A 22,554-nucleotide genomic window follows, 5' to 3' on the forward strand; every position below is an offset into this window, starting at 1 on the left:
AGCGGAACGGCACCCGCGTCCTCCGTCCACCGCCGCCAGCCAAGGAGCCCCGCACATGGCCCCCGCCACCCCCGCCTCCGCCCCCTCCGCGTCTTCTGCGTCCCCTGCGTCCGCCGCGCGCGCCGCCCGGATTCTGGCCCGGCCCTTCACGCTGGGCGGCCTCACCGTGCCGAACCGGATCGTGATGGCGCCCATGACCCGGCGGTTCTCCCCCGACGGCGTCCCGGGCCCGGACGTGGCCGCGTACTACGCCCGGCGGGCCGCCGCGCAGGTCGGCCTGATCGTCACCGAAGGCACCTACGTGGGCCACGAGTCGGCCGGTCAGAGCGACCGGATCCCGCGGTTCCACGGCGTGGAGCAGCTCGCGGGCTGGGCCGAGGTCGCCGCGGCCGTGCACGCGGCGGGCGGGAAGATCATGCCGCAGCTCTGGCACATCGGCATGGTGCGCAGCGCGGGCCAGCCTCCGTACGCGGACGCCCCGCCGGTCGGCCCGTCCGGGCTGCGCATCGACGGCACCGAGGGCACCGGCAAGGCCATGACGCGGGCCGACCTCGACGCCGTCATAGCGGCGTTCGCCCAGGCCGCGGCGGCCGCCGAGCGCATCGGCTTCGACGGCGTCGAGCTGCACGGCGCACACGGCTATCTGCTCGACCAGTTCCTCTGGGCGCGCACCAACCGCCGCACGGACGCCTACGGCGGCGACCTGGTGGCCCGGACCCGGTTCTCGGCGGAGATCGTGGCCGCGGTCCGCGAGGTGGTCGCGTCGGACTTCCCGGTCGTCTTCCGCTACTCGCAGTGGAAGCAGGAGGCGTACGACGCGCGGCTCGCCGGCACCCCGGCCGAGCTGGACGCGCTCCTGACGCCGCTCGTCGAGGCCGGTGTGGACGCCTTCCACGCCTCCACCCGCCGCTACTGGCTGCCCGAGTTCGACGACTCCGACCTGAACCTGGCGGGGTGGACGAAGAAGCTCACCGGCAAGCCGGTCATCACCGTCGGCTCGGTCGGCCTCGACGGCGACTTCATCCGCGCCTTCCAGGGCGAGGGCGCCCCGGTGCGGGGCCTGGACAACCTCCTGGACCGCCTGGAGCGCGAAGAGTTCGACCTCGTCGCGGTCGGCAGGGCCCTCCTCGCGGACCCGCGGTGGGCGGCGAAGGTGCTCGGCGGCGCCTTCGACGAGCTGACGGCGTACGACCCGGCGACGCTGGCGGCGCTCAGCTGACGCACCGGACGCGGCACCGGGACGCACCGGACGCGGCACCGGGACGCACCGGACGCGGCACCGGGACGCCGCGGACGGCACCGGGACGTCGCGCTCGAAAAAGATCCGCCTCCCGGTGTCAACCGAACGCACCCCCGCTGGTCTAGAGAGGATGTACCGACCAGATGGGGAGCACGTCATTGACCGCTGAGGAGTTCGAGGAGTTCTACGCCCACGCGGTCCGGCGGCTCACCGGTCAGCTCTATGTGATGCTCGGCGATCTGCAGGAGGCGCAGGACGTCGTGCAGGAGGCCTTCGTGAAGGCCTGGAGCAGGCGGGGGCGGCTGGTCAAGGAGGCCTCGCCCGAGGCCTGGATCCGGACCGTGGCCTGGCGGCTCGCCGTGCGCCGGTGGCACGGGCGGCGGCGGTCCGAGCTGGCCTGGCAGCGGCATGGGGGCGCGCCGCCCGAGGGCGCCCCCGACCCCGGTTCCGTGGTCCTCGTCGAGGCGCTGAAGGGGCTGTCCCCGCAGCAGCGCCGGACGGTGGCCCTGCACTACATCTGCGATCTGTCGGTGGAGCAGATCGCCGTCGAGACGGGACTGTCCACCGGCACGGTCAAGACGCATCTGTCCCGGGGGCGGGCCGCACTGGCCGACCGCTTGCAGGACCCTCGTACCCAGGAGGCGCACGGTGACTGAGCACCACCACGACGATCCGCTGGCGGACGCGCTCAGGGAGCTGGCCGCGGCGGGGGAGCGCGGCAGCGCCCCCGCGCCCGCGCCCCTGGTGACCGCCCGCGGCGAGCGCGTGCGGCGGCGCAGGTTCGCCGTGCTCGCGGCCAGCGCCGTGCTGCTGTGCGGCGGGATGGGCGGCGCGGTCGCCGCCGGGATCGGCGGGTCCGAGGAGCAGGTGTCCCCGGCCGACACCCGCGACCCGGCGCCCGCCCCCTCGTCCGGCGACCCGGCCCCCGACCCGACCGACTCCATCGCCCCCTCTTCGTCCCCCAGCACGACCGAACCGCCCGAGTCCAGCGGGCCCCCCGGCTCGTCCGACTTCCCGACCGCCCCCGACTCGTCGGGAGCCACCAGCGGTTCGGGCGACCCGGACCCGACCACCGCGCCCCCGACGACCGGTACCCAGGGCGCGACCTCGCCCCCGTACCGAGGCGCCGTCACGAGTTCGCCGCCCCCGACGTCGACGGACGGCCCCGACTAGATTCCCCGCCCCTGAGCGGCCCCTCCCCGCAGCACTCCTGACCGGCGGCGCACCCCGCGCCGCCGGGCGATCCCGCACGCCCGAACGGAGACCACGCATGCCCGCGGCACCGGCACCGGCGAGCACCGCCACCCGGCCCTCCCCGCGCCCGCCCTGGCCGGACGTCCGCGCGCCGGAGCGACGGCGACGGCGGCTGCCCGGCGGCGGCCGGGCGGTCCTGCGGCGGCTCGTGGGGCGGCTCGACGGCACCGACCGGTTCGTGCTCCAGGTGTACGTGTGCACTCGGGTCGGGCTGTTCGTCACCGGGTACTGCGTGGGGTGGCTGTTCCCCGCGAACTCCCGTGCCAAGCGGGCGCCGGGGCTGTTGTCGGTGTGGGAGCAGTGGGACTGGACGCACTTCCGGCACATAGCGGAGTACGGCTACTTCGGGCCCGCGCCGGGGTATGCGGACGGCCTGGAGAACGAGGAGGCGTTCTTCCCCGGGTTCCCGCTGGCGCTGCGGGCGGTGCACGCGGTCGTGCCGGACTGGGTGGCGGCCGGGCTTGTGATCTCACTGGGGTCGGGGGCGGTCGCGATGCTGGCGCTGGCCCGCGTGGCGCGGCTCGCGGGCGCGGGCAGGGGCGCGGGCCAGGGCGCCGCGGTCCCGCTGCCGGGCGTGGGAGCGGGCGTGGGCGTGGGGGTCGACGCCGTCGCCCGGCGTGCCGTCCTCGTCGTCCTTCTCTCCCCCTGCGCCGTCTTCCTCGCCGCGGGCTACTCCGAGTCCCTCTTCCTCGCCTTCGCGCTGCCCGCCTGGCTCGCCGCCCGGTCGGGGCGCTGGCCGCTCGCGGCGACGCTCGCCGCGTGCGCCACGGCGACCCGGGTCAGCGGGCTCTTCCTCGCCGCCGCCCTGGCCGTCGACTTCCTGCTGGCCCGCGACGGCCGCCGCGACTGGCGGCGGCTGCCCTGGCTGACGCTGCCCGCGCTGCCCGCCCTCGCGTACACGCTGTACCTGTACGACCGCACCGGTGACTGGATGGCGTGGAAGCACGCGCAGGAGCGGGGCTGGTACCGCACCTTCCACCCGCCGTGGGAGGCCTGGGGCAACACCTGGGGCGCGGCGTTCGACGGCCGCTACGCCACCGGGTACGCCCTGATGTCGCAGGCCGAACTCGCCGCCATGGTGGTGGGGTTGGCGCTGCTCGGCGGGCTGCTGTGGCGGCGTCGCTGGCCGGAGGCGGTGTACATCGCCCTGAACCTCTGGGCGCTCGGGACCTCGTACTGGTACACGTCCGTCCCCCGCGCCACCCTGCTGTGGTGGCCGCTGTGGACGGGCCTGGCCGTGTGGAGCCTGCGGGCGCCGTGGCGCGCGTACGCGGGGCTCTGCGTGCTCGCGCCGCTGAGCACGCTGTTCGCGGTGACGTTCCTGTCGGGGAGATGGGCGGGCTGACGCCGGGCCCCCGTGCCGGGGGAGGCAGCCGCCCCGCGACGGCCGCCACCCCCGGTGCCCGCCTACGGCAGGCGGTCCAGGATCCAGGTGCTGAGCTCCTCGGTGATGTGGGTGTGGGGCTCGTTCTGCGACGCGACCTTGAACTCGTCGAGCTCGCTGTCCTCGGCGGCGAGGGAGCCGATGTCGGCGTAGAGGTCGTCCTGGGTGGTGACGTCGCGGATGGCGACGGCGCTGACCGCGGGCACGAAGCAGTGCTCGCGGACGGGCACGTCGACGCCGAGTCCGGCGATCTTGTTGAGGGCGTCGGCGAGGATGCCGAAGCCCTCCAGGGTGCCGCCGGGCGCGCCGTCGAACTCGGGCAGGCCGGACGTCTTGATGTCGGGCTTCCGCAGGGTGATGACGCGGAGCGTGGCCACGACCTGCCCGTCGCCCGCGGACTGGGTGTTGAGGTCGGTGCCGGTGATGCCGAGGCCCCTGCCCTTCACCGCGTCCACGCCGGGCCGGATGCCGTTGCCGGTGCCCGTGCCGACGCCGTTGGCGACGCCGATGGTCCGGGGCCGCCGCGGCCAGCCGCGGACGCGCCCCAACTCGGCGAGGAATTCCTCGCGTTCCTTGTCCGGGGCGGCGATGTCCTCCCACTCGGCGATGTGCTGGGCGAGGAGCTGGCGGGACGCGGGGCTGTTGATCTGGTGGGAGAAGCGGGCGTCGAGCTTGCGGATGTAGTGCGCGAACGCCTGCAGGGCGATGGGGATCCAGGCGCCCCGGTGCGGGCTGTCGTACGAGAAGTAGAGCTGGGTCTGGTGGTCGGCGCCGTCGAACTCCATGCGGGCGAGGGCGTAGCGCGTGACGAGGCCGCCCATGCTGAAGCCGCCGACCGCCAGCGGGTGGTCGCCCACGCGCTCGTCGTTGGCCCGCCGGATGGCGGTGATCGCGGCCTGCGAGTTGTCGAGGATCGACGCGCTGCGCTCGTGGAAGCCGACCAGGACGACGTCCCGGCCGCGCCTGCGCAGCTCGCTCAGGAGCGGGTAGGCCGCGCTGTACTCCAGCGCGTCCCAGGAGAAGTCGGGGGTGCTCGGCCCGGTGTTGAAGCCGTCGGCGAGGAGCACGGGCCGGGTCAGGGTGCTGTTGCCCTCACCCCGGTAGACCCAGGCGGTGCCGCCGGGCAGGTCCCAGACGTCGTGCGGCACGGGCGGGAGCTGGGTGGGGGCCTCCCTCGGACCCGGGGCGAGCGTGATCGGCGGTGCGGCGCGCAGGGCCTGCTGGACCTGGGCTTCGGTGGGCGCGTTCTGCTCGGGCATGCGCGTTCCCTCCCTCGATCGTCACCGGCTGACGGTCAAGGGCATCTTCGTTATGGCCCGTACGTTCCGGAAGGTCTGTTTTACGCCGTAGTCGAGCCGCGAAAGCCTTATTGCTTGCGGGAGTTGTCGAGCGCCGCCCGCAGGTGCCCGTCGGACGCGGCGAGGAGGCGGGCCGCCGCGGGGCCGTCCACATCGCCCAGGATCGTGAGGATGGCGTTCTTCACCTCGCCGTCGGTGGCGGCGAGCGCGGCCTCGATCTCCTCGTCGGACGCGCCCGTGGCGAGGGCGACGATGCGGCGGGAGCGGGCGCGCAGCTTCTCGTTGGAGGCGCGCACGTCGACCATCAGGTTCCCGTACGTCTTGCCGAGCCGGATCATCGTGATCGTCGACAGCATGTTGAGGACGAGCTTCTGGGCCGTGCCCGCCTTCAACCGGGTGGAACCGGTGAGGAGTTCGGGCCCGACGACGACCTCGATGCCGTGCTCGGCCGCGGCGGCCAGCGCGCTGTTCGCGTTGCAGGACAGGCCGACGGTCAGCGCGCCCAGGGCGCGGGCGTGCTCGACGGCGCCGACGGCGTAGGGCGTGCGGCCGGAGGCGGAGACGCCGACCACCGTGTCGTCGGCGGTGAGGCCGAGCGCGTCCAGGTCGGCGGCCGCCAGGTCCTTGCGGTCCTCGGCGCCCTCGATCGAGGTGACCACGGCGGCCGGACCGCCCGCGATCAGGCCGACGACGTCACCCGGGTCGGTGTTGAACGTCGGCGGGCACTCGGACGCGTCGAGCACCCCGAGCCGCCCGGCGGTGCCCGCGCCCGCGTAGATCAGCCGCCCGCCGCGCGCCATGCGCTCCGCGGTCGCGTCGATGGCGGCGGCGATCCGCGGCAGCTGCGCGGCGACGGCCGTGGACACGCTGGCGTCCTCGCCGTTCATGATCTTCGCGATCTCCGCCGTGGGCAGCCGGTCGATCTCGGAGAGCTCGGGCCGGAACGCCTCGGTGGTGAGGGTCTCCAACTGGGCGCGGAGTTCGCCGTAGCCGTCGGTGGTGGAGGTCATGGAGAGGGGCTCTTTCGGGGGAGGGTGCGGACGGGGGGCGGGTGCGTGATTTCGGCCCGTCCGGCGCTTGCGGACGAGGCCGAGGGCCGATCGGCGGCGGTACGGCGAACGGCGGGGGTGCGCTCAGCGGCCGGTGCCCCCACGGGGGCTGTGCCGGTGGGCCAACGCTTCGTAGGACGCGGCGAGCGCGGGCGCCGCGGTCTCGTAGGTCCGCTGGGCGACGCCCACGAACAGGCAGTCCACGACCAGCAGCTGACTCGTCCGCGAGGACATCGCCGCGGGCCGCAGCTCGCTCTCACGAGCAGTGGACGTGGTCAGTATGTGATCGGCGTACTGGGACACGAGGCCGTCGGGCCGCCCCGTGATCGCGACGGTGGTCGCGCCGTGTTCGAAGGCGACGCGCAGCGGCTCGATGACGTCCCCGGTCGACCCGGAGTGGGTGATCGCGATCGCCACGTCCTTCGCGCGGAGCGTCACCGCGTTGGTGACGGCGAGGTGCGGATCGGAGTGCGCGTGCGCGACCTGCCCGATGCGCAGCAGCTTCTGTACGAGGTCCTGGGCGACGAGCCCGGACGCGGCGACGCCGTACACCTCCACGCGCCGGGCCGAGGCGAGCGCGCTGACGGCCGCGCCGAGCTGGACGGTGTCGAGCGCGGCGGCGGTGTCGGCGAGGGTCTGCTGCTCGTCGTAGGCGAGTTTCGCCACCACGTCGGCGATGGGGTCGTCCACGGCGATGTCGGCGGTGACGGCGGGGGCGCGGCCCGACTGCTGCTGGGCGGCGAGCCCGGCGAGGGCGAGGCGCAGGTCGCGGTAGCCGGGGTAGCCGAGGAGGCGGGCGGTGCGGACCACCGTGGCCTCGCTGGTGCCGGTGAGTTCGGCGAGGCCGGTGACGGTGAGGGCGGCGGTGCCGGCCGGATCGCCCGCGACGGCCTCGGCGACCCGCTGCATGGAGCGGGTCATCGACGGCGCGAGCGTGCGGACCTTGGCCGCGAGGGCGGCCGGGGCCGGGGGCGCGCCACCCGCGAAAATTTCCTTCACGTCATGGGTCACTCCTGAAAGATATTTTCGGCGCGGGTGGGGGTCAAGACCCCCGACGTCCCGGGCCGGGCCCGCCCCGGACGGTCCAGCGCGCGGCGGGGCGCACAATGGCTGTATGGACTCCTCCGCATCCTCCGTCCCCGTCGGCCCACTGGAGCGGGCGCTGCACGCGGCCCGCGCGCTGGTCCTCGCCGACCTGGTCGCGGACGAGGTGGCCGAGCCGGACGTCGTCTCGTTCGTCGAGGACTCGGTGGCGCAGCGGCGCTGGTGGGTCGAGCAGTGGCCGGAGGGCGTCGACTTCGTTGCCGGGCTGGTCGCGCAGGACGTACAGGACGCGCTCCTGGAGCGGTACGGACGGTGGCCGCTGTGCCCGGTGTGCGGCTCGGGCGACCCGCACGCGCTCGACGTGGAGCCGGAGTTGGGCCCCGACCCGCACTGGGTGTGCGGGAAGGCGGGCGTGGTGGTCGCGGCCGTCGGCTCGCTCGGGTCGGTGCCCCGGTGACCCTCTACATCGACCCGCCCGTCTGGCCCGGTCACGGCCGCCTGTGGTCGCACCTGGTCAGCGATGTGTCGTACGAGGAGCTGCACGCGTTCGCCGCCCGGATCGGGGTGCCGGAGCGGGCCTTCGAGCGGGACCACTACGACCTGCCCGCGCACCGGTACGGGGACGCCGTGCGGGCGGGGGCGGTCGAGATCGGGTCCAAGGAGCTGGTGCGGCGGCTGACGGAGGCGGGGTTGCGGCGGCGCAAGGGCGGGGCGGGGGCGGCGCCCGGGCGGTGACGGCCGTCCCGCCGCACTCCCCGGGCCTCCCGCCGCCCTGCCGTACCCCCGGGCCTCCCGCCGTACCCCCGGGCCTCCCGCCGCACCCCCGGGCCTCCCGCCGCACCCCCCCCGGACGCGGCCGACGCGGACGCCTCACGTGGCGTTCAGTGCCACCGTCGGGTGCAGCCGCGAAGCCCGTACCGCCGGATACAGACCCGCGAGCACGCCGATGAACAGCGTCGCCCCGAACCCCGCCGCCACCGACCACGGCGGCACCACTGCCGTCCACCCCTGCGCGAGGGCGAAGCCGAACGTCGCCGTCGTCCCGAGTGCCGCGCCCGCCGCGCCGCCGAGGGCCGAGAGCAGCAGGGACTCGGTGAGGAACTGCAGCCGGACCGCGTTCCTGGTGGCGCCGAGCGCGCGCCGCAGGCCGATCTCCTGACGGCGTTCGAGCACCGAGATGACCATGGTGTTGGCCACGCCGACCCCGCCGACCAGGAGCGCCACCGCGCCCAGGCCCAGCATCAGGGTGGTCAGGCCCTTGTCGGTGGCCGCCTTCGCGGCGAGCGCGTCCGAGGGCCGGGAGACCTTCACGGAACCCTCGGAGCCGGGGCTGACCGTGCGGGCGAGCACGGCCCGGACGTCCTCGACCGTGCCGTCCGGCGAGCGCTCGAAGATCATCGAGGGGTGGCCGTCGAAGCGGAAGTGCCGCTCGGCGGCGGGGAAGCCGATCATCGCGACCCGGTCCAGGGTGGGGACCAGCTCCACCGGCTCCAGGATGCCGACCACGACGACGTACTCGTCGTTCATCATGATCTTGCCGCCGGGCTCGGTGATGCCGAGGCGCTGCGCGGCGACCGCGCCGAGGACGGTGACGGGCAGGCGCTCGTTGGCCCTGTTCAGCCAGGTCCCCTTGGCCACGCGGGCGTTGAGGGCGGCCAGGAGGTCGGTGCGGGCCGCCTGGGTGGTGACGCCCGCCGTCCGCTCCTCGGGCACGACGTCGCTGCGGCGGATCCGGGCGTCGACGTTCGCCGTCGCCGTGGCGTGCCGCACCGGCCCGATCCGCTCGACCATCGCCACCGCCGACTTGGGCAGTTTCAGCTCGTTGCCCTGCGGGTCCTCGCCCGCCTCGACGGTGAGGAGGTTCGTGCCGAGCCGGTCGAGCCGCGCCATCAGGTCCGACTTGCTGGACTGGGACAGGCCCACCACGGCGACCATCGTGGCGATCCCGATGGCGATGCCGAGCGCGGACAGGACGACGCGGGCGCGGCGGGCGCGCAGGCCGACGGCGCCGAGGCGGAGGATGTCGCCGGGGGCGAGGGGGGTGGGTCTGAGGCGGGCGGGTCGGCGGCGGGCGGGCCCGTCCCCGCGCGGGGGCCTCACGCCGAACTCACCTCCTGGCAGCGGGAGTCGGACACGATCTCGCCGTCCCGGAAGCGGACCCGGCGCGGCAGCGAGTCCGCGATCTCCTGGTCGTGCGTGATCACACAGACCGTCGTGCCCGCCGCGTTCAGCTCGTGCAGCAGCTCCATCACGACCTCGCCGGACGCGCTGTCCAGGGCGCCGGTCGGCTCGTCGGCGAGCAGCAGGTCCGGCTCGCCGACCAGCGCGCGGGCGATGGCGACGCGCTGCTTCTCGCCGCCGGACAGCTCGGCGGGCCGGTGGTCGAGGCGGTGGCCGAGCCGGACCCGCTCCAGGGCGGCGCGGGCGCGGGCGCGGCGCTGGGTGCGGGGGACGCCCGCGTACAGGAGCCCGTCCGCGACGTTGTCGACGGCGTCGCGGCCCGCCGCCAGGTGGAAGTGCTGGAACACGAAGCCGATGTGGCGGGCGCGCAGCGCGGACAGCCGCGCGTCCGACAGGCGCCCCACGTCGTACCCGGCCACGCGGACCGTGCCCGCCGTGGGCGCGTCGAGGGTGCCGACGACGTGCAGCATCGTGGACTTGCCGGAGCCCGACGGGCCGACGACGGCGAGCAGTTCGCCGGCGCGGACGGTGAGGGTGACGCCGCGCAGGGCGTGGACGCCACCGGGGTAGGACTTGGTGACGTCGCGCAGTTCGACGACGGCGGCAGCGGTGCCGGGCGCGGTGCCTGGCGGGGCGTCGGGCGGGGCGTCGGGTGCGGTGCCTGGCGGGGCGTCGGGTGCGGGCGCGGGCAGGGCGCCGGGGTGGGTGTCGGGTGCGGGCAGGGGACCGGACGGGGCGTCGGGCGCCGGTCCGGACGCGGAGCTTGTCATTCCGTCGCCACCCCCACCTGCAACCCCTCCCTGATCCCCGACCCGCTGACCTCGATGCGCCCGTCGGCCGTCATCCCCGTCTCGACCCGCACCATCCGGGAGGTACCGCCCCGGACGAGCTGGAGTCCGTAGCCGCCGTTCGCGCCGCGCAGCGCGACGACCGCCTCCACCGGGACCGTGAGGACGTCCTCGCGGCTCTCGCTGACGAACTTCACGCTCGCCGTGGCCTTCGCGTCCTCGCCGGACGCCGGGGCGCCGCCGTCCAGGGTGACCTCGACGGTGATGCCGTCCTCGGCCCCGTCCGACGCGCCGGAGCCCTCCGGCTTGACGGTGCCGGTGACCCGGCCGCGCCTGGTCGTGCCGCTGGGCAGGGCCACCTCGACCTTGGTGCCCTCGGCGGTGAGCGAGGCGTCGGTCTGGTCGAGCCGGGCGCGGACGACGGGCTTGGTGGAGGCGACGGTGAGGGCGGCGGTGTCGGGGCCGACCTGGTCGGCGAGGGCCGCGTCCGCGCGGACGACCTTGACCTGCTCGGGCTGGAAGACGACAGCTCCCTTGCCGACCTTGCCGGTCGGCGTCCGGTTGAGGGACTGCTGCCACCGTTTGACGGCGGCGGCCGTCGCCCGGTCGTAGCGCGGGTCGACGTACAGGCCGCTGCCGTAGCCGAGCGCGACGAGATTGCGCTCCAACTCCAGTACGTCGCTGCCGCGCGCGCCGACCTTCATCTCGCGGAAGGCGGGCACCGGTCCGTACAGGAGCGTGACCGGCTTGTCGTCCAGCTCGTAGAGGGCCTGCCCGCGCGTGACCGTGGCGCCCTCGCGAGCGGCGACCGTCACGGTGCCCGGGACGGCGGACTTCACCGCGCGCCGCCGCGCGTAGTCGATCTTCCCGTCGACCGTCTTGGACAGCACGAGGTCGGTCCGGGTGATGGTGGCGGTGGCGGGCGGCCGCTCGGACCGGTCGCCCTCGGCGTCGCCGCCGTCGTACGCCAGGGCACCCGCGCCCACCGCGACGGCGGCCGCGGCGGCACCGCCGACAAGAAGTCCGGTACGCCGCCTCATCTACTGCATCCCGTCCAGGCCTTCGAGCAGCTTGCTCGCGCACGCCTGCTCAGCCCGCTCGTAGGCGGGCGAGTCCTGGTCGAGCGCCGGGTTCGCGGGGTTGGGGTCGCCGCCGGGGATGACGTTGCCGCCGGACATCGTGGGGTTGGTGAACTTGGAGACGCCGTTGTCGCGCATGCACTTGGCGTGGGCGAGCATGGACTCGTAGTCCTTCTGCGCGTCGCGCTCGGGCTCCTGGTTCATGGCGGCGCGGAGTTCGTCGGCGCAGACGCCGTTCTTGCCGCCCTTGTACTCCTCGCCCCTGCCGTTCGGGTCGACGAGCTTCTCGATCTTCGGCCAGTCCAGGTAGCCGCTCAGCTTGGGGTCGGGGTAGTCCTTGAGTCCGGCCTTGGTGCGCATGCAGCGGACGTACGTCAACTGGGCGTCGTAGAAGGCGCTCTTGCCCTCGGCGGCGGGCTTGGACGAGCCGCTGCCGCCGTCCTTGCCCTTGTCCTTGGCCTTGTCCTTGCCGGAGGCTCCGTCCGCGGTCGGCCCGTCGGGGGCGGAGGCGATCCCCTCGTCCTTGACGCCGTCGTCCCCGCCGCCGCAGGCGACGCAGAGGGCGAGGACGGGAGCGGCGAGGGCCGCGGCGACGCGGCGGCGGGCGGTGCTCCGGGAAGCGGTGTGGAAGGTCATGCGGACCACCGTCGGGCCCGTACATGGTGGCCGGTCCATGGCCGCATGATGAGCACGTAACAATGCGCGAGAACGGGGGTCCCGGCCGCTGCCACCAGGCCTGAACAGGGCAAACCCTCCCGCATAATCGGCCGCATGGCCCATGTACTGCTGATCGAGGACGACGTGTCCGTGCGCGACGGCATGGAGCTGGTGCTGCGCAGGCACGGCTACGACGTCGCCACGGCCGCCACCGGCGAGGACGCCCTTGCGCTGCTCGCCGACCCGGCGGGCCCGGCCGTCGAGCTGGCCGTGCTCGACCTGATGCTGCCCGGCATCGACGGGTTCGAGGTCTGCCGCCGCCTGCGCGCCGCCGGTTCGACGGTGCCCGTGATCATGCTGACCGCGCGGGGCGACGACAGCGACATCGTGCGGGGCCTGGAGGCGGGTGCCGACGACTACGTGGTCAAACCGGTGACCGCGCCGGTCCTGGAGGCCAGGATCAGGGCGGCGCTGCGGCGGGCCGAACCGTCCCAGGCGGCGCGGGGCGAGGACCACGCGGGCCTGGTCATCGACCGGGCCGGGCTCACCGTCGCCAAGCGCGGGGCGCGGATCGCGCTGCCGCCCACCGAACTGCGCCTGCTCCTGGAGCTGTCGGCGTCCCCGGCGCACGTCTTCAGCCGCGAACAGTTGCTGGAGTCCGTGTGGGAGCACGGCTTCCTCGGGGACTCACGCCTGGTGGACGCGGCGGTGGGGAGGCTGCGCGCCAAGATCGAGGACATTCCGGCGCGGCCGCGGTACATCCAGACGGTGCGGGGCTTCGGCTACCGGTTCGGGCCGGTGTGAGGGTGGCCCGTCCCGGGAAGCGGCGCGTGCGGGGCGCGCTGCGACGTCTCGTCGGCCTCCGCACCCGCCTCGTCGTGGCCTTCGTCCTCATCGCCCTCATCAGCGCGGTCACGGCGACCGCCCTCGCGTACCGCGAGTCCCGTACCGCCGTCCTCGAACGCAAGCAGGACGCCGTCCGCGCCGCCTTCAAGAACCGCGTCGAACAGGCCGCCGCGGACTTCGACGTCCCCGCCGACGAGCTGTCCCTCACCCGCTTCGCGACCGGCATCGCGGACGGGCTCGGCGACGACGCCGTGGTCGTGGCCCGCTACCGCTCCCTCACCGTGTCGTCCGACGCGTCCGCCGACCGCTCCCGGATCACCCCCGCCCTGCGCGCGGCGGTACGCGACCGCAACCGCATGAGCTTCCAGCGCGTCGACCGGCACGGCCGCCCGTACCTGGTCGTCGGCACTCCCGTCACCTTCGACGGCGCGGCGCCGTCCGGCCTCGACGTCTTCGCCATCACGTCCCTGCGGGCGGAGAGCGAGGCCACGGCAGGGGTCCTGGACGCGGTGCGGGACGGCATCGTGCCGGTGGTGCTGCTCGCCGCGGTCCTCGCGCTGCTCTCCGCCGGTACGGTCCTTCGTCCGGTACGCGAACTGGGCCGCGCCACCCGCCGCCACGCCGCCGGTGACCTCACCTCCCGGGTACGCGTCCGGGGCCGTGACGAACTCGCCGACCTGGCGAGGGACTTCAACAAGACCGCCGACGCCCTGGAGGCGTCCGTCGCCGAACTCCGCGAACAGGACGCACGGGCGAAGCGCTTCGTCGCCGACGTCTCGCACGAACTGCGCACCCCGCTCGCCGCGATGACGATGGTCGCCACCGTCCTCGACGAGGACGCGGAGGCGCTGCCGCCCGACACGGCCCACGCCGCCCGCACGGTCAGCGCGGAGACCGCCAGGCTCTCCCGGCTCGTGGACGACCTGATGGAGATGTCCCGCTTCGACTCGGGCGCCGCCCGCCTCAACCTCACCCCCACCGACCTCGCGGAAGCCGTCTCCGCCACGCTGTCCCTGCGCGCCCTCACCGACCGCGTGCACACCGAACCGCGCCCCGGCATCCGGGTCATGGTCGACCGTCGCCGCCTCGACGTGATCGTCGCCAACCTCGTCGGCAACGCCCTGCGCCACGGCGCCGCCCCCGTGACCCTCACTCTCGCCACCGACCCGTCCGGCGACTGGCTGACCATCGAGGTCGCCGACCGCGGCCCCGGCCTGCCGCCCGAGACCCTCGCCCACGTCTTCGACCGCTTCTACAAGGCCGACTCCGCCCGCACCCGCTCCGAGGGCAGCGGCCTCGGCACGGCCATCGCCCTGGAGAACGCCCGCTTGCACGGGGGCACGATCGAGGCGGCGAACAGGGCGGGGGGCGGGGCGGTGTTCACGTTGCGGGTGCCGTGGCGGCGCCCACGAGAGGAGGCCTCATGAGATCCCCGCGGCCCGAGACGAGGTCCGCGCAGCCCGAGACGAGGTCCGCGCAGCCCGAGACGAGGTCCGCGCGGCCCGAGCCCCTGCGGGCCGCGCTGGCAGGCCTGACGCTCGTGCTGCTGCTCACCGGATGCGGGGTCCGCCCCACCGGAGTCCTGGACGGCGGCGAGTCCGCCGGGGGCCTGACCAAGGGCCTGCGCCTGTACTTCGTCTCCCAGGCGGGCCGCCTGGAGGGCGTCTCCCGCCCCGACCTCCCGGCGTACAAGGTCACCGACCCCAAGGGCGTCATCAAGCTCCTCCTGGGCGGCCCGGACGACGCGGAACGCGACTCCGGCCTCACCACCCTGCTGGGGCGGAACGGCAGCTACGACGCCACCGTCGACGGGGACGACGTCACCGTCCACGTCCCGCCGGGGGAACTCATCGGCTCACCCGTGCAGGACCGGAACCTCACGGGCCAACTCGTGTGCAGCATCGCGCGGGCGCGAGCGGTGGCGGACCGGAGCGGTACGACCAGGACGGATGATGTCCGCGTCTCGATCCGCCCGAAGGGCGAGGGCAGCCCCGGGACGTACGTGTGCTCGGACTTCCTGAAGTAGGCACAGCCGTACGTTCCCGGCCGGGAGGTGTGAGGGAGGTATGCGGGAGGTATCCGGGGGGATTCAGCCCCTCCGGCGTTTGAGGAGCGGGGGCCTGGGGGCAGGGTCCCCGGTTTCGGGAAGGGGCGGGACGGGGGAGCCCCCGGCAGCCCCCCGCACCCGCACCGACACCCCGACAGCCCCCAAGGCCAACGCGGTGAGCCCCGCCCCGGCCCAGGCGGCCGACTCGTACCCGAGCCCCGCGTCGATGACGCTGCCCCCGATCCAGGGCCCCACGGTGTTCCCGAGGTTGAAGGAGGCCGTGGCCGTGGCCCCCGCCAGGGTGGGCGCAGCCCCGGCCACCTCGAACACGCGGGCGTTCAGCGCGGGCCCGGTGTAGAACGCGGAGACCCCCAGCAGGAAGGCGAGCAGCACAGCGGCGACGGCGCTCGCGGAGAGCAGCGCGAGCGAGCCCAGGAACACGGTGGACGCGGCGATCCCGCTGAACAGCACGGTGAACAACCGCCCGTCCGTGACCCGCCCCCCGATCGCCGTACCGATCAACGCCCCCACCCCGAACAGCGCGAGCACCCCCGGCACCCAGCCCTCCGCGAGCCCCGCCACATCCGTGAGCAGCGGCGCGAGATAGCTGAACGCGCAGAAGACCCCGCCCGCGGCGAGCGCGACGACGGCGACGGCGAGCCACACCTGCCGGTCCCGGTAGATGACGAGTTCGCGGCGCAGGACGGGCTGTTCGGCGGGCGGGGCGATGCGGGGCACGAGGAGGACGACGCCCACGAGCGCCAGGGCGGAGGCACCGGCGACCGCCCAGAAGGCGGAGCGCCAGCCGAAGTGGTCGCCGAGGAAGGCGCCCGCGGGGACGCCGAGGACGTTCGCGAGGGACAGGCCGCCGAGCATCACGGCGATGGCCCGCGCCCGCTGCGTCACCGGCACCATCGCGACGGCGACGGACGCGCCGACGGCCCAGAAACCGGCGCAGGCGAGGGCGCTGATGACGCGGGACGCGAAGAGGACGGCGTACGAGGGGGCGATGGCGCCCGCGATCTGGCCGAGGCCGAAGACCGTGATGAGGGCGATGAGGGTGGCCCGGCGGGGCAGGCGCAGGGTCGCCGCCGCGAGCAGCGGGGCGCCGATGACCATGCCGATGGCGAACGCGGAGATCAGCAGACCGGCCTGCGGCACGGAGACGTCCATGTCGTCCGCGACGGCCGGGAGCAGCCCGGACAGCATGAACTCACTCGTACCGAGCGCGAAGACGGCTACGCCGAGGGTGTGGACGGCTATGGGCATGCGAGAGGGCACGAATTTCGCCAACGTGTTCGGGGGCGGGGGAATTCCCTTTCGGGCGGGGGCTCGGTGCGGATGCCGGGTGGCCGGTGCGGGTGGCCGGGGCAGTGGGGTCAGGCCTCGCGTGGGCGCTCGAACGTGGCGGCGTCCCCCCGGTCGGCGACCCGGGTGAAGCCGGAGCGGGTCAGGACGCCGTGGGACGGGGCGTTGCCGGGGTCGGCGAGGCCGCGCAGGCCCTTCACGGTGGGACCGGCGGGACCGGCGGGACTTGCGGAGGTGCCGGTGGCGTCGGGGGCCGCGGGCCGGGACAGGGCCCACGTGGACAGTGCCTGCAACGCGGCCGTCGCGTAGCCGTTGCCGCGGGCCGCCGGGACCAGGTCGTAGCCGACCTCCGCCCAGCCGTCCTCGCCGGGCACCCCGTGGAACCCCATGGCGCCCACCGCGAGCTGGTCCTCGGTGCGGACGACGGCGAACATGCCCCACTCGGGGCGGTGCGTCCCGGCGGCGTACCCCTTCGCGGTGCGCCCGGCGGCCCCGCGCGAGCCCTGGTACGGCCCGCCCTCCGCCCACACGAACCCACCCGTGCCGCCCTCGGCGAGATCCGCGGCGGCGTCCGGGGCCACCTCGACCAACTCGACGGGCCCGGCGGGCAGATGGAGCGGGTTGTGCCAGCGCCAGCGTTCCCGGTGGCCGTGCCCCTCGCGGGGGCCACGGCCGGTGGCCCACAGCAGGACCCGCCAGTGGTCCTCCCCGTCGCGCGCCGGAGGCACGTCCGCGAACTGCCGGGCCAGCAGGGCCTCGCACAGCTCGGCCGGGGGTTCGTAGGCGACGTCGAAGGCGCGCAGCACGTCGTACGTGTGCAGGAGCAGTTCCACGACGCCCATCGCCGCGAAGGCCGCCGCGTCGGCGCTGCCGGACGGGTACGGGTGGTAGCCGCGCACGCCCCGCGGCGTCGTCCGTACGACCGCCGCGAGCAGACCCGCCGACGCCTCGATGACGCGGACCGCGCCGTCCGCGTCGGTGCCCTCGTCCAGGCGGATGTCCATCGGCACGTACGCGCCGGTGCCCGCCGTGCGGCCGGTGAGCTGCGCCGCGTACGCCGTGAAGTCGCTCGCGATGTGCTCCGCCGTGGTCAGGCAGCTCCACTCCAGGCCGCCCGCCGGCACCGTCCAGTCGTATTCCGTCGTCGCCACCGCGCGCAGCGCCGCCACCGCGTGTGCCGTCGCCTCTTCGATACGTTCCCCGCCGTTGAAAAGCATGGCGCGAGGCTACGTGAGCAGGTCGAGCTCCGTCGTGAGGTTTTCCCTGGCCCGGGGCTCCCAGTGGGTGGCGCCGTACTCCGTGCGGAACAGTCGGGGCAGGGCGAGGAGTTGGCGCAGGACGTTCGCCCTGCCCTCGCGGAACGCCTCGTCGGGGACGAAGGCGTACTCCTCGCGGACGGCTGCCGCGTAGGCCGCGTACAGGTCCGGGGGCGCGGCGAGGATCGCGAGGTCCGCGTCGCACAGGACCTCGCCGTTCGCGTCGCCCTCCGCCGGGTCGTGCGTGGTCGTGAGGCGGACCAGGCGGGCCACCTCGGCGGTCGCCGCCGGCGTGAGGCCCGCCTCCGGGAGGGCCCGCTCGGCCAGGCGGGCGCTGCGTTCCTCGTTCTCCGAGCGGTCCGGGGCGTAGACCGCGTCGTGGAACCAGGCGGCGAGGCGCACCAGGTGCGGGGATGTCGCGTGGGAGTGGAGGGTGTCGATGTGGGTGAGGACCGCGGTGAGGTGTTCCGTGGTGTGGTAGCGCCGGTGGGGCTCCGCCCACCGGCCCAGCAGATTCTCCCCGTACGGGGCCGGGTCCGGCCCCGCACCCGTCCCTCGTGCCCCGACCAGCGCGTCCCGCCACCGCGCCCGCAGCTCCTCGACACCCTCAGCACCCATCCCCCGACCCTAACCGCCCCCGCCGACCGCCCCCCCGCCGGAGGCACCCCGACCCCACCCCTTGCCGCGGGTGGGTGGGGAGAGCCTGTCCGGCGATCGAGGACGAGGCGCGGAGCGCCGATCGGCGTGGATCCGGCCCGCCCGCGGGGGCACCCACCCGCACGCGGGCCGAGGCGAGACCTTCCCAGACGTTGCCATTCGCGGCAGCGCCCGCTTGGCTGGCCGCCATGACGTACGACGACGTGACCACATCCGACGAAGCGTACGAATCCGACCGGCCGGGTCGGCTCCTGCGTACCGAGCGGGACGCGCTGATCCCCCTCCTGCGCGCCGCCGACGAGGAGGCGTTCAAGGCCCCCACCTGCTGTCCCGGCTGGACGGTCCGCGACGTGCTCGCGCACTGCTCGGCCGCGCTGAGCCGGGTGATCGAGAGCCGCTTCGAGAAGGGGGTCTTCACGGCGGAGGGCAACGACCGGGACATCGCCGAACGCGCCCACTGGCCCCACTCCCGCATCGTGGACGAGCTGGAGCACGGCATGACGAACGCGGGCGCGGCCATCGCCGCGTCGAAGGGCCTGTTCGACGGCGTCGCGCTGGGCGAGTGGGTGCACGCGGGCGACGTACGGGACGCATGGGGCCTGCCGGGCGCGTACGGCGGTGCCGGCCTCGCCGACGCGCTGCCGCTGCTGACCGCGTTCAGCAAGCAGCGCGCGGCCCTGCCCCTGCACGCCGATGTCGACGGCCTGGACGAGCCGTTGTTCCTCGGCGTGACGGACGGCGGCCGCCCGCCCGCCCGGTACATCGGGGACGCTCCGACCCTGGTCCGCCTGTACGCGGGCCGCCCCCTGGCCGGCTCGGAGTTCGAGCTGGCGGGGGCGACGCGGGCGGAGTTGAGCATTTTCAGTTGAGGGGGCGCAGGCGGGGGCGGGAGCCGGTCAGTGGCCGTGCGGCTGCTCCTCGTGGGGTGACTCCGTCTCGCCCGCCGAAGGCTGCGCCGCTCCGCCCGTCCGCACCGTGAACGCCGCCGTCCGCACCACGCCCTCGTGCCGGAAGTCCAGGAACAGGCGGTACGCCCCCGCGCTCGGCGCCGTCGCCGTGAAGGACACTTCGGGGCCGGGCTCGGTGGTGCCGTCGCCGGGTTCGCCGTTCGGGTGGACGTGGAGGTAGGCGAGGTCGCCGGCGCGCAGGGCGACGAGATGGCCGTAGGCGCCGAGGTAGGGCTGGAGGTCCGTGACCGGCTTGCCGTCGCGGGTGACGCGGAGGGTCACCTCGCGAGGCTTTCCGGGGGTCAACCCGCCGGTCAGGCGCACCTCGTAGCCGTCGGGCGCCTTCGCCGTCGCGGTCGCCGGCGGCAGCTTCCCGGGTGCGTACGGGCCGGTCACGGCCAGGTCCGTGCCGAGGGTGACCTTCGCGTCGGCGCCCCGCGGCGTGAAGTCCGCGAACACGCGGTAGTCCCCGGCCTTCGGCAGCGTCGCCGGGACCGACCAGGTGCCGTCGGCGGCCCGCGCGGGGTGCAGATGGCGGTAGGTCGTCAGGTCCCGTGAGGCGAGGATCAGGTGCAACTCCTTGCCGTGCTCCTTCTTGTACGTCTTCAGGGGCGCCCCCGAGGACTCCTTCAGGACGGTGAAGCGCAGGTCGGTGCGCTCGCCCGCCCTCGCCCGCGGGGTCTTGAGGTCGAGCGCGTACCCGTCGGCGGAGACCTGGAGTCCGGCGGGCGCCGCCCCGCCCGCTTCCCCGCCGGGTGGCTCGTCGTGGCCGCCGCCCTCCTTCCCGTGCCCCCCTTCGCTCTTCTCGCTGTGTGCCGCGGGCTTGCTCACGGTGTCGACGTTCGTGCCGACGCCGTACGCGGCGGTGAAGGCGGCCGCTACGGCCGCGGCGTACGCGGTGATCCTCAGTCCGGTCCTCATGGCACTGACGATACCCCCTGGGGGTATGAAGTCAAGCGGTCGCCCCGATGTCTTTTTCCTGCCTTCGCTGCTTGCGCGGCTATACCCCCCAGGGGTATACATGGACTCGTAAGCGATACCGGGCCCGGGTATGCCGGGCAGGAGGAGAGCGGCTGACATGTCGACCACGCAGATCCCGCAGTCCACGCAGGTGGAACTCGCCATCGGCGGCATGACCTGCGCCTCGTGCGCGGCCCGCATCGAGAAGAAGCTCAACCGCATGGACGGGGTGGAGGCGACCGTCAACTACGCCACCGAGAAGGCCAAGGTCACGTACGCCGGTGACGAGGTCGCCGTGGCCGACCTGATCGCCACCGTGGAGGCCACGGGGTACACCGCCCAGGAGCCCGCGCCGCCGAGCGCGGAGCCCGGCGGGGGAGGGGGCGAGGGCGCCGGTGCGGACGCCGACGCCGACGCGCTGCGGCCGCTGCGGGAGCGGCTGATCACCGCCGTGGTGCTCTCCGTGCCCGTCATCGCGATGGCGATGGTCCCGGCGCTGCAGTTCGAGTACTGGCAGTGGCTGTCCCTGACGCTCGCGGCGCCCGTGGTGACGTACGCGGCCTGGCCCTTCCACAAGGCAGCCGTCACCAACGCCCGGCACGGCGCGGCCACCATGGACACGCTGATATCGGTCGGTACGTCCGCGGCGTTCCTGTGGTCGCTGTGGGCGCTGTTCCTCGGCTCCGCCGGGACGCCCGGCATGACGCACGCCTTCGAGCTGACCATCGAGCGCAGCGACGGTGCCGCGAACATCTACCTGGAGGCGGCGGCCGGGGTCACCGCGTTCATCCTCGCCGGGCGGTACTTCGAGGCCCGGTCGAAGCGGAAGGCGGGCGCGGCCCTGAAGGCGCTGCTCGAACTGGGCGCCAAGGACGTCACCGTGGTGCGGGACGGGCGGGAAGAGACCGTTCCGGTCGGTGAGTTGAAGGCCGGTGACCACTTCCTCGTCCGGCCCGGCGAGAAGATCGCCACCGACGGGCGCGTCGTCGAGGGCTCGTCCGCCGTCGACGCCGCCATGCTCACCGGCGAGTCCGTGCCCGTCGAGGTCGCCCCCGGCGACGCCGTCACCGGCGCCACCCTGAACGTCGGCGGCCGCCTCGTCGTCGAGGCCACCCGTGTCGGCGCCGACACCCAACTGGCCCGCATGGCCCGCCTCGTCGAGGACGCGCAGAACGGCAAGGCCGCCGCCCAGCGGCTCGCCGACCGCATCTCGGGCGTCTTCGTGCCCGTCGTCATCGCGCTCGCCGTCGCCACGCTCGGCTTCTGGCTGGGCAACGGCGCGGGGCTCACCGCCGCGTTCACGGCCGCCGTCGCCGTACTGATCATCGCCTGCCCCTGCGCCCTGGGCCTCGCCACCCCGACCGCGCTCATGGTCGGCACCGGGCGCGGCGCCCAGCTCGGCATCCTGATCAAGGGCCCGGAGGTCCTGGAGTCCACCCGCCGCGTCGACACGATCGTCCTGGACAAGACCGGCACGGTCACCACGGGCCGGATGACGCTGCTCGCCGCGCACGTGGCCGACGGCACGACCGAGGACGACGTACTGCGGCTGGCGGGCGCGCTGGAGCACGCCTCGGAGCACCCGATCGCCCAGGCCGTCGCGGCGGGCGCCGCCGAGCGGGTCGGCGCGCTGCCGGTGCCGGAGGACTTCGCGAACGTCCCCGGGCTCGGGGTGCAGGGGATCGTCGAGGGGCACGCGGTGCTCGTGGGTCGTGAGCAGTTGCTGGCCGAGTGGGCCATGGAGCTGCCCGCCGCGCTGAAGCGGGCCAAGGACGAGGCCGAGACGGCCGGGCGTACGGCCATCGCGGTCGCCTGGGACGGCGAGGCGCGGGCCGTCCTCGAAGTCGCCGACGCCGTCAAGGAGACCAGCCCGGAGGCCATCCGCCGCCTGCGCGACCTGGGCCTCACGCCGATCCTCCTCACCGGCGACAACACCGCTGTCGCGCGGAGCGTCGCCGCCGAGGTCGGCATCGCGCCGGAGCACGTCATCGCCGAGGTCCTCCCGCAGGACAAGGTCGACGTGGTCAAGCGGCTCCAGGGCGAGGGGCGTTCGGTCGCCATGGTCGGCGACGGCGTCAACGACGCGGCGGCCCTCGCGCAGGCCGACCTGGGGCTCGCGATGGGCACCGGCACGGACGCGGCCATCGAGGCGGGCGACCTCACCCTCGTCCGGGGCGACCTGCGGGCCGCGGCCGACGCCATCCGGCTCTCGCGCCGCACGCTCGGCACCATCAAGTCCAACCTGTTCTGGGCCTTCGCGTACAACGTCGGCGCGCTGCCGCTGGCCGCGGCGGGCCTCCTCAACCCGATGATCGCGGGGGCCGCCATGGCCTTCTCGTCGGTCTTCGTGGTCGGCAACAGCCTGCGGCTGCGGGGGTTTCAGCCGCTGAGCTGACGCCGGTGGGGGAATCGGGCACTGCGCGGCGCGCAGGACATGGTGCGGCGCCCCAAGGCATTGTGCGGCGGCGCATGGCCTGATCAACTCGGTACGTGGCCTGATCACCCCGGTGCGGTTCGATTCGCGCCGGGGTGATCTGCGCGTACCCTGGTAATTGGACT

22 protein-coding genes are annotated in these 22,554 nt (G+C 74.5%); 11 read left to right on the plus strand and 11 right to left on the minus strand.

From position 1 onward, the window contains the following. The first annotated feature begins 55 nt into the window (after positions 1-55). The 4 genes from IE274_RS14080 (at position 56) to IE274_RS14095 (ending at position 3,839) form a co-directional block, all read left to right on the plus strand. On the plus strand, positions 56-1,219 hold the full coding sequence (locus IE274_RS14080) for an NADH:flavin oxidoreductase (RefSeq protein WP_190116056.1): 1,164 nt from the start codon (positions 56-58) through the stop codon (positions 1,217-1,219). 179 nt (positions 1,220-1,398) lie between these two features. Further along, positions 1,399-1,896, plus strand: a complete 498-nt coding sequence (locus IE274_RS14085) for a SigE family RNA polymerase sigma factor (RefSeq protein WP_190116057.1) — start codon at positions 1,399-1,401, stop codon at positions 1,894-1,896. Beyond that, positions 1,889-2,413, plus strand: a complete 525-nt coding sequence (locus tag IE274_RS14090) for a hypothetical protein (RefSeq protein WP_190116058.1) — start codon at positions 1,889-1,891, stop codon at positions 2,411-2,413. The genes IE274_RS14085 and IE274_RS14090 overlap by 8 nt, the downstream gene beginning before the upstream one ends. A 97-nt stretch (positions 2,414-2,510) precedes the next feature. Continuing rightward, positions 2,511-3,839, plus strand: a complete 1,329-nt coding sequence (locus tag IE274_RS14095) for a mannosyltransferase family protein (RefSeq protein WP_190116059.1) — start codon at positions 2,511-2,513, stop codon at positions 3,837-3,839. A 62-nt stretch (positions 3,840-3,901) separates the two neighbouring features. On the opposite strand, the gene IE274_RS14100 is transcribed toward IE274_RS14095, so the two are convergent. The 3 genes from IE274_RS14100 to IE274_RS14110 all read right to left on the minus strand — a co-directional run bounded on the left by IE274_RS14100 (position 3,902) and on the right by IE274_RS14110 (position 7,236). Then, entirely contained in the window at positions 3,902-5,137 is a 1,236-nt protein-coding gene (locus IE274_RS14100; RefSeq protein WP_190116060.1) for an esterase/lipase family protein, read from the minus strand. Between the two features lie 107 nt (positions 5,138-5,244). Beyond that, positions 5,245-6,186 (minus strand): N-acetylmuramic acid 6-phosphate etherase, encoded by a 942-nt coding sequence (murQ, locus tag IE274_RS14105; RefSeq protein ID WP_190116061.1) that lies wholly within the window; start codon positions 6,184-6,186, stop codon positions 5,245-5,247. Positions 6,187-6,309: 123 nt separating this feature from the next. Further along, positions 6,310-7,236 carry a MurR/RpiR family transcriptional regulator gene (locus IE274_RS14110; RefSeq protein WP_190116062.1) on the minus strand — a complete coding sequence of 309 codons (927 nt, stop codon included), beginning with the start codon at positions 7,234-7,236 and terminating at the stop codon, positions 6,310-6,312. 103 nt (positions 7,237-7,339) lie between these two features. Here IE274_RS14110 and IE274_RS14115 point away from each other — a divergent pair, with 103 nt between their 5' ends. Both IE274_RS14115 and IE274_RS14120 read left to right on the plus strand, forming a co-directional pair. Further along, on the plus strand, positions 7,340-7,726 hold the full coding sequence (locus IE274_RS14115) for a DUF8819 family protein (RefSeq protein ID WP_190116063.1): 387 nt from the start codon (positions 7,340-7,342) through the stop codon (positions 7,724-7,726). Beyond that, positions 7,723-8,004, plus strand: coding sequence for a DUF4031 domain-containing protein (locus IE274_RS14120; protein ID WP_190116064.1), 282 nt, complete (start codon positions 7,723-7,725; stop codon positions 8,002-8,004). The genes IE274_RS14115 and IE274_RS14120 overlap by 4 nt, the downstream gene beginning before the upstream one ends. Before the next feature lie 135 nt (positions 8,005-8,139). On the opposite strand, the gene IE274_RS14125 is transcribed toward IE274_RS14120, so the two are convergent. The 4 genes from IE274_RS14125 to IE274_RS14140 are packed head-to-tail and all read right to left on the minus strand — an operon-like array spanning position 8,140 to position 11,953. Further along, the gene (locus tag IE274_RS14125) at positions 8,140-9,369 is read right to left on the minus strand and encodes an ABC transporter permease (RefSeq protein ID WP_190116065.1); all 1,230 of its coding nucleotides are present in this window, start codon (positions 9,367-9,369) and stop codon (positions 8,140-8,142) included. Further along, positions 9,366-10,220, minus strand: a complete 855-nt coding sequence (locus tag IE274_RS14130; RefSeq protein WP_229909533.1) for an ABC transporter ATP-binding protein — start codon at positions 10,218-10,220, stop codon at positions 9,366-9,368. The genes IE274_RS14125 and IE274_RS14130 overlap by 4 nt, the downstream gene beginning before the upstream one ends. Continuing rightward, a complete protein-coding gene (locus IE274_RS14135) occupies positions 10,217-11,278 on the minus strand; it encodes a peptidoglycan-binding protein (RefSeq protein ID WP_190116066.1) in 1,062 nt (353 codons plus the stop codon). The genes IE274_RS14130 and IE274_RS14135 overlap by 4 nt, the downstream gene beginning before the upstream one ends. Further along, complete coding sequence (locus IE274_RS14140; protein WP_190116067.1) at positions 11,279-11,953, minus strand: hypothetical protein; 675 nt, start codon at positions 11,951-11,953, stop codon at positions 11,279-11,281. It lies immediately after the preceding gene. Positions 11,954-12,088: 135 nt separating this feature from the next. Here IE274_RS14140 and IE274_RS14145 point away from each other — a divergent pair, with 135 nt between their 5' ends. The 3 genes from IE274_RS14145 to IE274_RS14155 are packed head-to-tail and all read left to right on the plus strand — an operon-like array spanning position 12,089 to position 14,846. Further along, positions 12,089-12,778 (plus strand): response regulator, encoded by a 690-nt coding sequence (locus tag IE274_RS14145; RefSeq protein ID WP_190116068.1) that lies wholly within the window; start codon positions 12,089-12,091, stop codon positions 12,776-12,778. After that, positions 12,775-14,247 carry an ATP-binding protein gene (locus IE274_RS14150; protein WP_229909534.1) on the plus strand — a complete coding sequence of 491 codons (1,473 nt, stop codon included), beginning with the start codon at positions 12,775-12,777 and terminating at the stop codon, positions 14,245-14,247. The genes IE274_RS14145 and IE274_RS14150 overlap by 4 nt, the downstream gene beginning before the upstream one ends. After that, positions 14,244-14,846 (plus strand): hypothetical protein, encoded by a 603-nt coding sequence (locus tag IE274_RS14155; RefSeq protein WP_229909535.1) that lies wholly within the window; start codon positions 14,244-14,246, stop codon positions 14,844-14,846. The genes IE274_RS14150 and IE274_RS14155 overlap by 4 nt, the downstream gene beginning before the upstream one ends. 63 nt (positions 14,847-14,909) lie before the next feature. On the opposite strand, the gene IE274_RS14160 is transcribed toward IE274_RS14155, so the two are convergent. The 3 genes from IE274_RS14160 to IE274_RS14170 all read right to left on the minus strand — a co-directional run bounded on the left by IE274_RS14160 (position 14,910) and on the right by IE274_RS14170 (position 18,049). After that, on the minus strand, positions 14,910-16,136 hold the full coding sequence (locus IE274_RS14160; RefSeq protein WP_229909536.1) for a Cmx/CmrA family chloramphenicol efflux MFS transporter: 1,227 nt from the start codon (positions 16,134-16,136) through the stop codon (positions 14,910-14,912). A gap of 110 nt (positions 16,137-16,246) precedes the next feature. Further along, positions 16,247-17,392 carry a GNAT family N-acetyltransferase gene (locus tag IE274_RS14165; protein ID WP_190116070.1) on the minus strand — a complete coding sequence of 382 codons (1,146 nt, stop codon included), beginning with the start codon at positions 17,390-17,392 and terminating at the stop codon, positions 16,247-16,249. Between the two features lie 9 nt (positions 17,393-17,401). Next, on the minus strand, positions 17,402-18,049 hold the full coding sequence (locus IE274_RS14170) for an HD domain-containing protein (RefSeq protein ID WP_190116071.1): 648 nt from the start codon (positions 18,047-18,049) through the stop codon (positions 17,402-17,404). A 227-nt stretch (positions 18,050-18,276) separates the two neighbouring features. Here IE274_RS14170 and IE274_RS14175 point away from each other — a divergent pair, with 227 nt between their 5' ends. Continuing rightward, a complete protein-coding gene (locus IE274_RS14175; RefSeq protein ID WP_190116072.1) occupies positions 18,277-18,957 on the plus strand; it encodes a maleylpyruvate isomerase family mycothiol-dependent enzyme in 681 nt (226 codons plus the stop codon). Between the two features lie 27 nt (positions 18,958-18,984). On the opposite strand, the gene IE274_RS14180 is transcribed toward IE274_RS14175, so the two are convergent. Further along, entirely contained in the window at positions 18,985-19,956 is a 972-nt protein-coding gene (locus IE274_RS14180) for a DUF8832 domain-containing protein (protein ID WP_190116073.1), read from the minus strand. 157 nt (positions 19,957-20,113) lie between these two features. Between IE274_RS14180 and IE274_RS14185 the strand changes: the two genes are divergently transcribed. Then, on the plus strand, positions 20,114-22,390 hold the full coding sequence (locus IE274_RS14185) for a heavy metal translocating P-type ATPase (protein ID WP_190116074.1): 2,277 nt from the start codon (positions 20,114-20,116) through the stop codon (positions 22,388-22,390). Positions 22,391-22,554: the final 164 nt, after the last annotated feature.

Origin of the sequence: Streptomyces flavofungini (assembly GCF_014650815.1) — a bacterium.
GTDB lineage: Bacteria > Actinomycetota > Actinomycetes > Streptomycetales > Streptomycetaceae > Streptomyces > Streptomyces flavofungini.

Excerpts from the sequence above, each read along its gene's own strand:
- IE274_RS14170 (WP_190116071.1), bottom strand. The coding sequence starts at position 18,049 with ATGGGTGCTGAGGGTGTCGAGGAGCTGCGGGCGCGGTGGCGGGACGCG.
- IE274_RS14080 (WP_190116056.1), top strand. The coding sequence starts at position 56 with ATGGCCCCCGCCACCCCCGCCTCCGCCCCCTCCGCGTCTTCTGCGTCC.
- IE274_RS14140 (WP_190116067.1), bottom strand. The coding sequence starts at position 11,953 with ATGACCTTCCACACCGCTTCCCGGAGCACCGCCCGCCGCCGCGTCGCC.
- IE274_RS14180 (WP_190116073.1), bottom strand. The coding sequence starts at position 19,956 with ATGAGGACCGGACTGAGGATCACCGCGTACGCCGCGGCCGTAGCGGCC.
- IE274_RS14095 (WP_190116059.1), top strand. The coding sequence starts at position 2,511 with ATGCCCGCGGCACCGGCACCGGCGAGCACCGCCACCCGGCCCTCCCCG.
- IE274_RS14155 (WP_229909535.1), top strand. The coding sequence starts at position 14,244 with ATGAGATCCCCGCGGCCCGAGACGAGGTCCGCGCAGCCCGAGACGAGG.
- IE274_RS14145 (WP_190116068.1), top strand. The coding sequence starts at position 12,089 with ATGGCCCATGTACTGCTGATCGAGGACGACGTGTCCGTGCGCGACGGC.
- IE274_RS14165 (WP_190116070.1), bottom strand. The coding sequence starts at position 17,392 with ATGCTTTTCAACGGCGGGGAACGTATCGAAGAGGCGACGGCACACGCG.
- IE274_RS14185 (WP_190116074.1), top strand. The coding sequence starts at position 20,114 with ATGTCGACCACGCAGATCCCGCAGTCCACGCAGGTGGAACTCGCCATC.
- IE274_RS14130 (WP_229909533.1), bottom strand. The coding sequence starts at position 10,220 with ATGACAAGCTCCGCGTCCGGACCGGCGCCCGACGCCCCGTCCGGTCCC.
- IE274_RS14100 (WP_190116060.1), bottom strand. The coding sequence starts at position 5,137 with ATGCCCGAGCAGAACGCGCCCACCGAAGCCCAGGTCCAGCAGGCCCTG.
- IE274_RS14135 (WP_190116066.1), bottom strand. The coding sequence starts at position 11,278 with ATGAGGCGGCGTACCGGACTTCTTGTCGGCGGTGCCGCCGCGGCCGCC.
- IE274_RS14160 (WP_229909536.1), bottom strand. The coding sequence starts at position 16,136 with ATGCCCATAGCCGTCCACACCCTCGGCGTAGCCGTCTTCGCGCTCGGT.
- murQ (WP_190116061.1), bottom strand. The coding sequence starts at position 6,186 with ATGACCTCCACCACCGACGGCTACGGCGAACTCCGCGCCCAGTTGGAG.
- IE274_RS14115 (WP_190116063.1), top strand. The coding sequence starts at position 7,340 with ATGGACTCCTCCGCATCCTCCGTCCCCGTCGGCCCACTGGAGCGGGCG.
- IE274_RS14175 (WP_190116072.1), top strand. The coding sequence starts at position 18,277 with ATGACGTACGACGACGTGACCACATCCGACGAAGCGTACGAATCCGAC.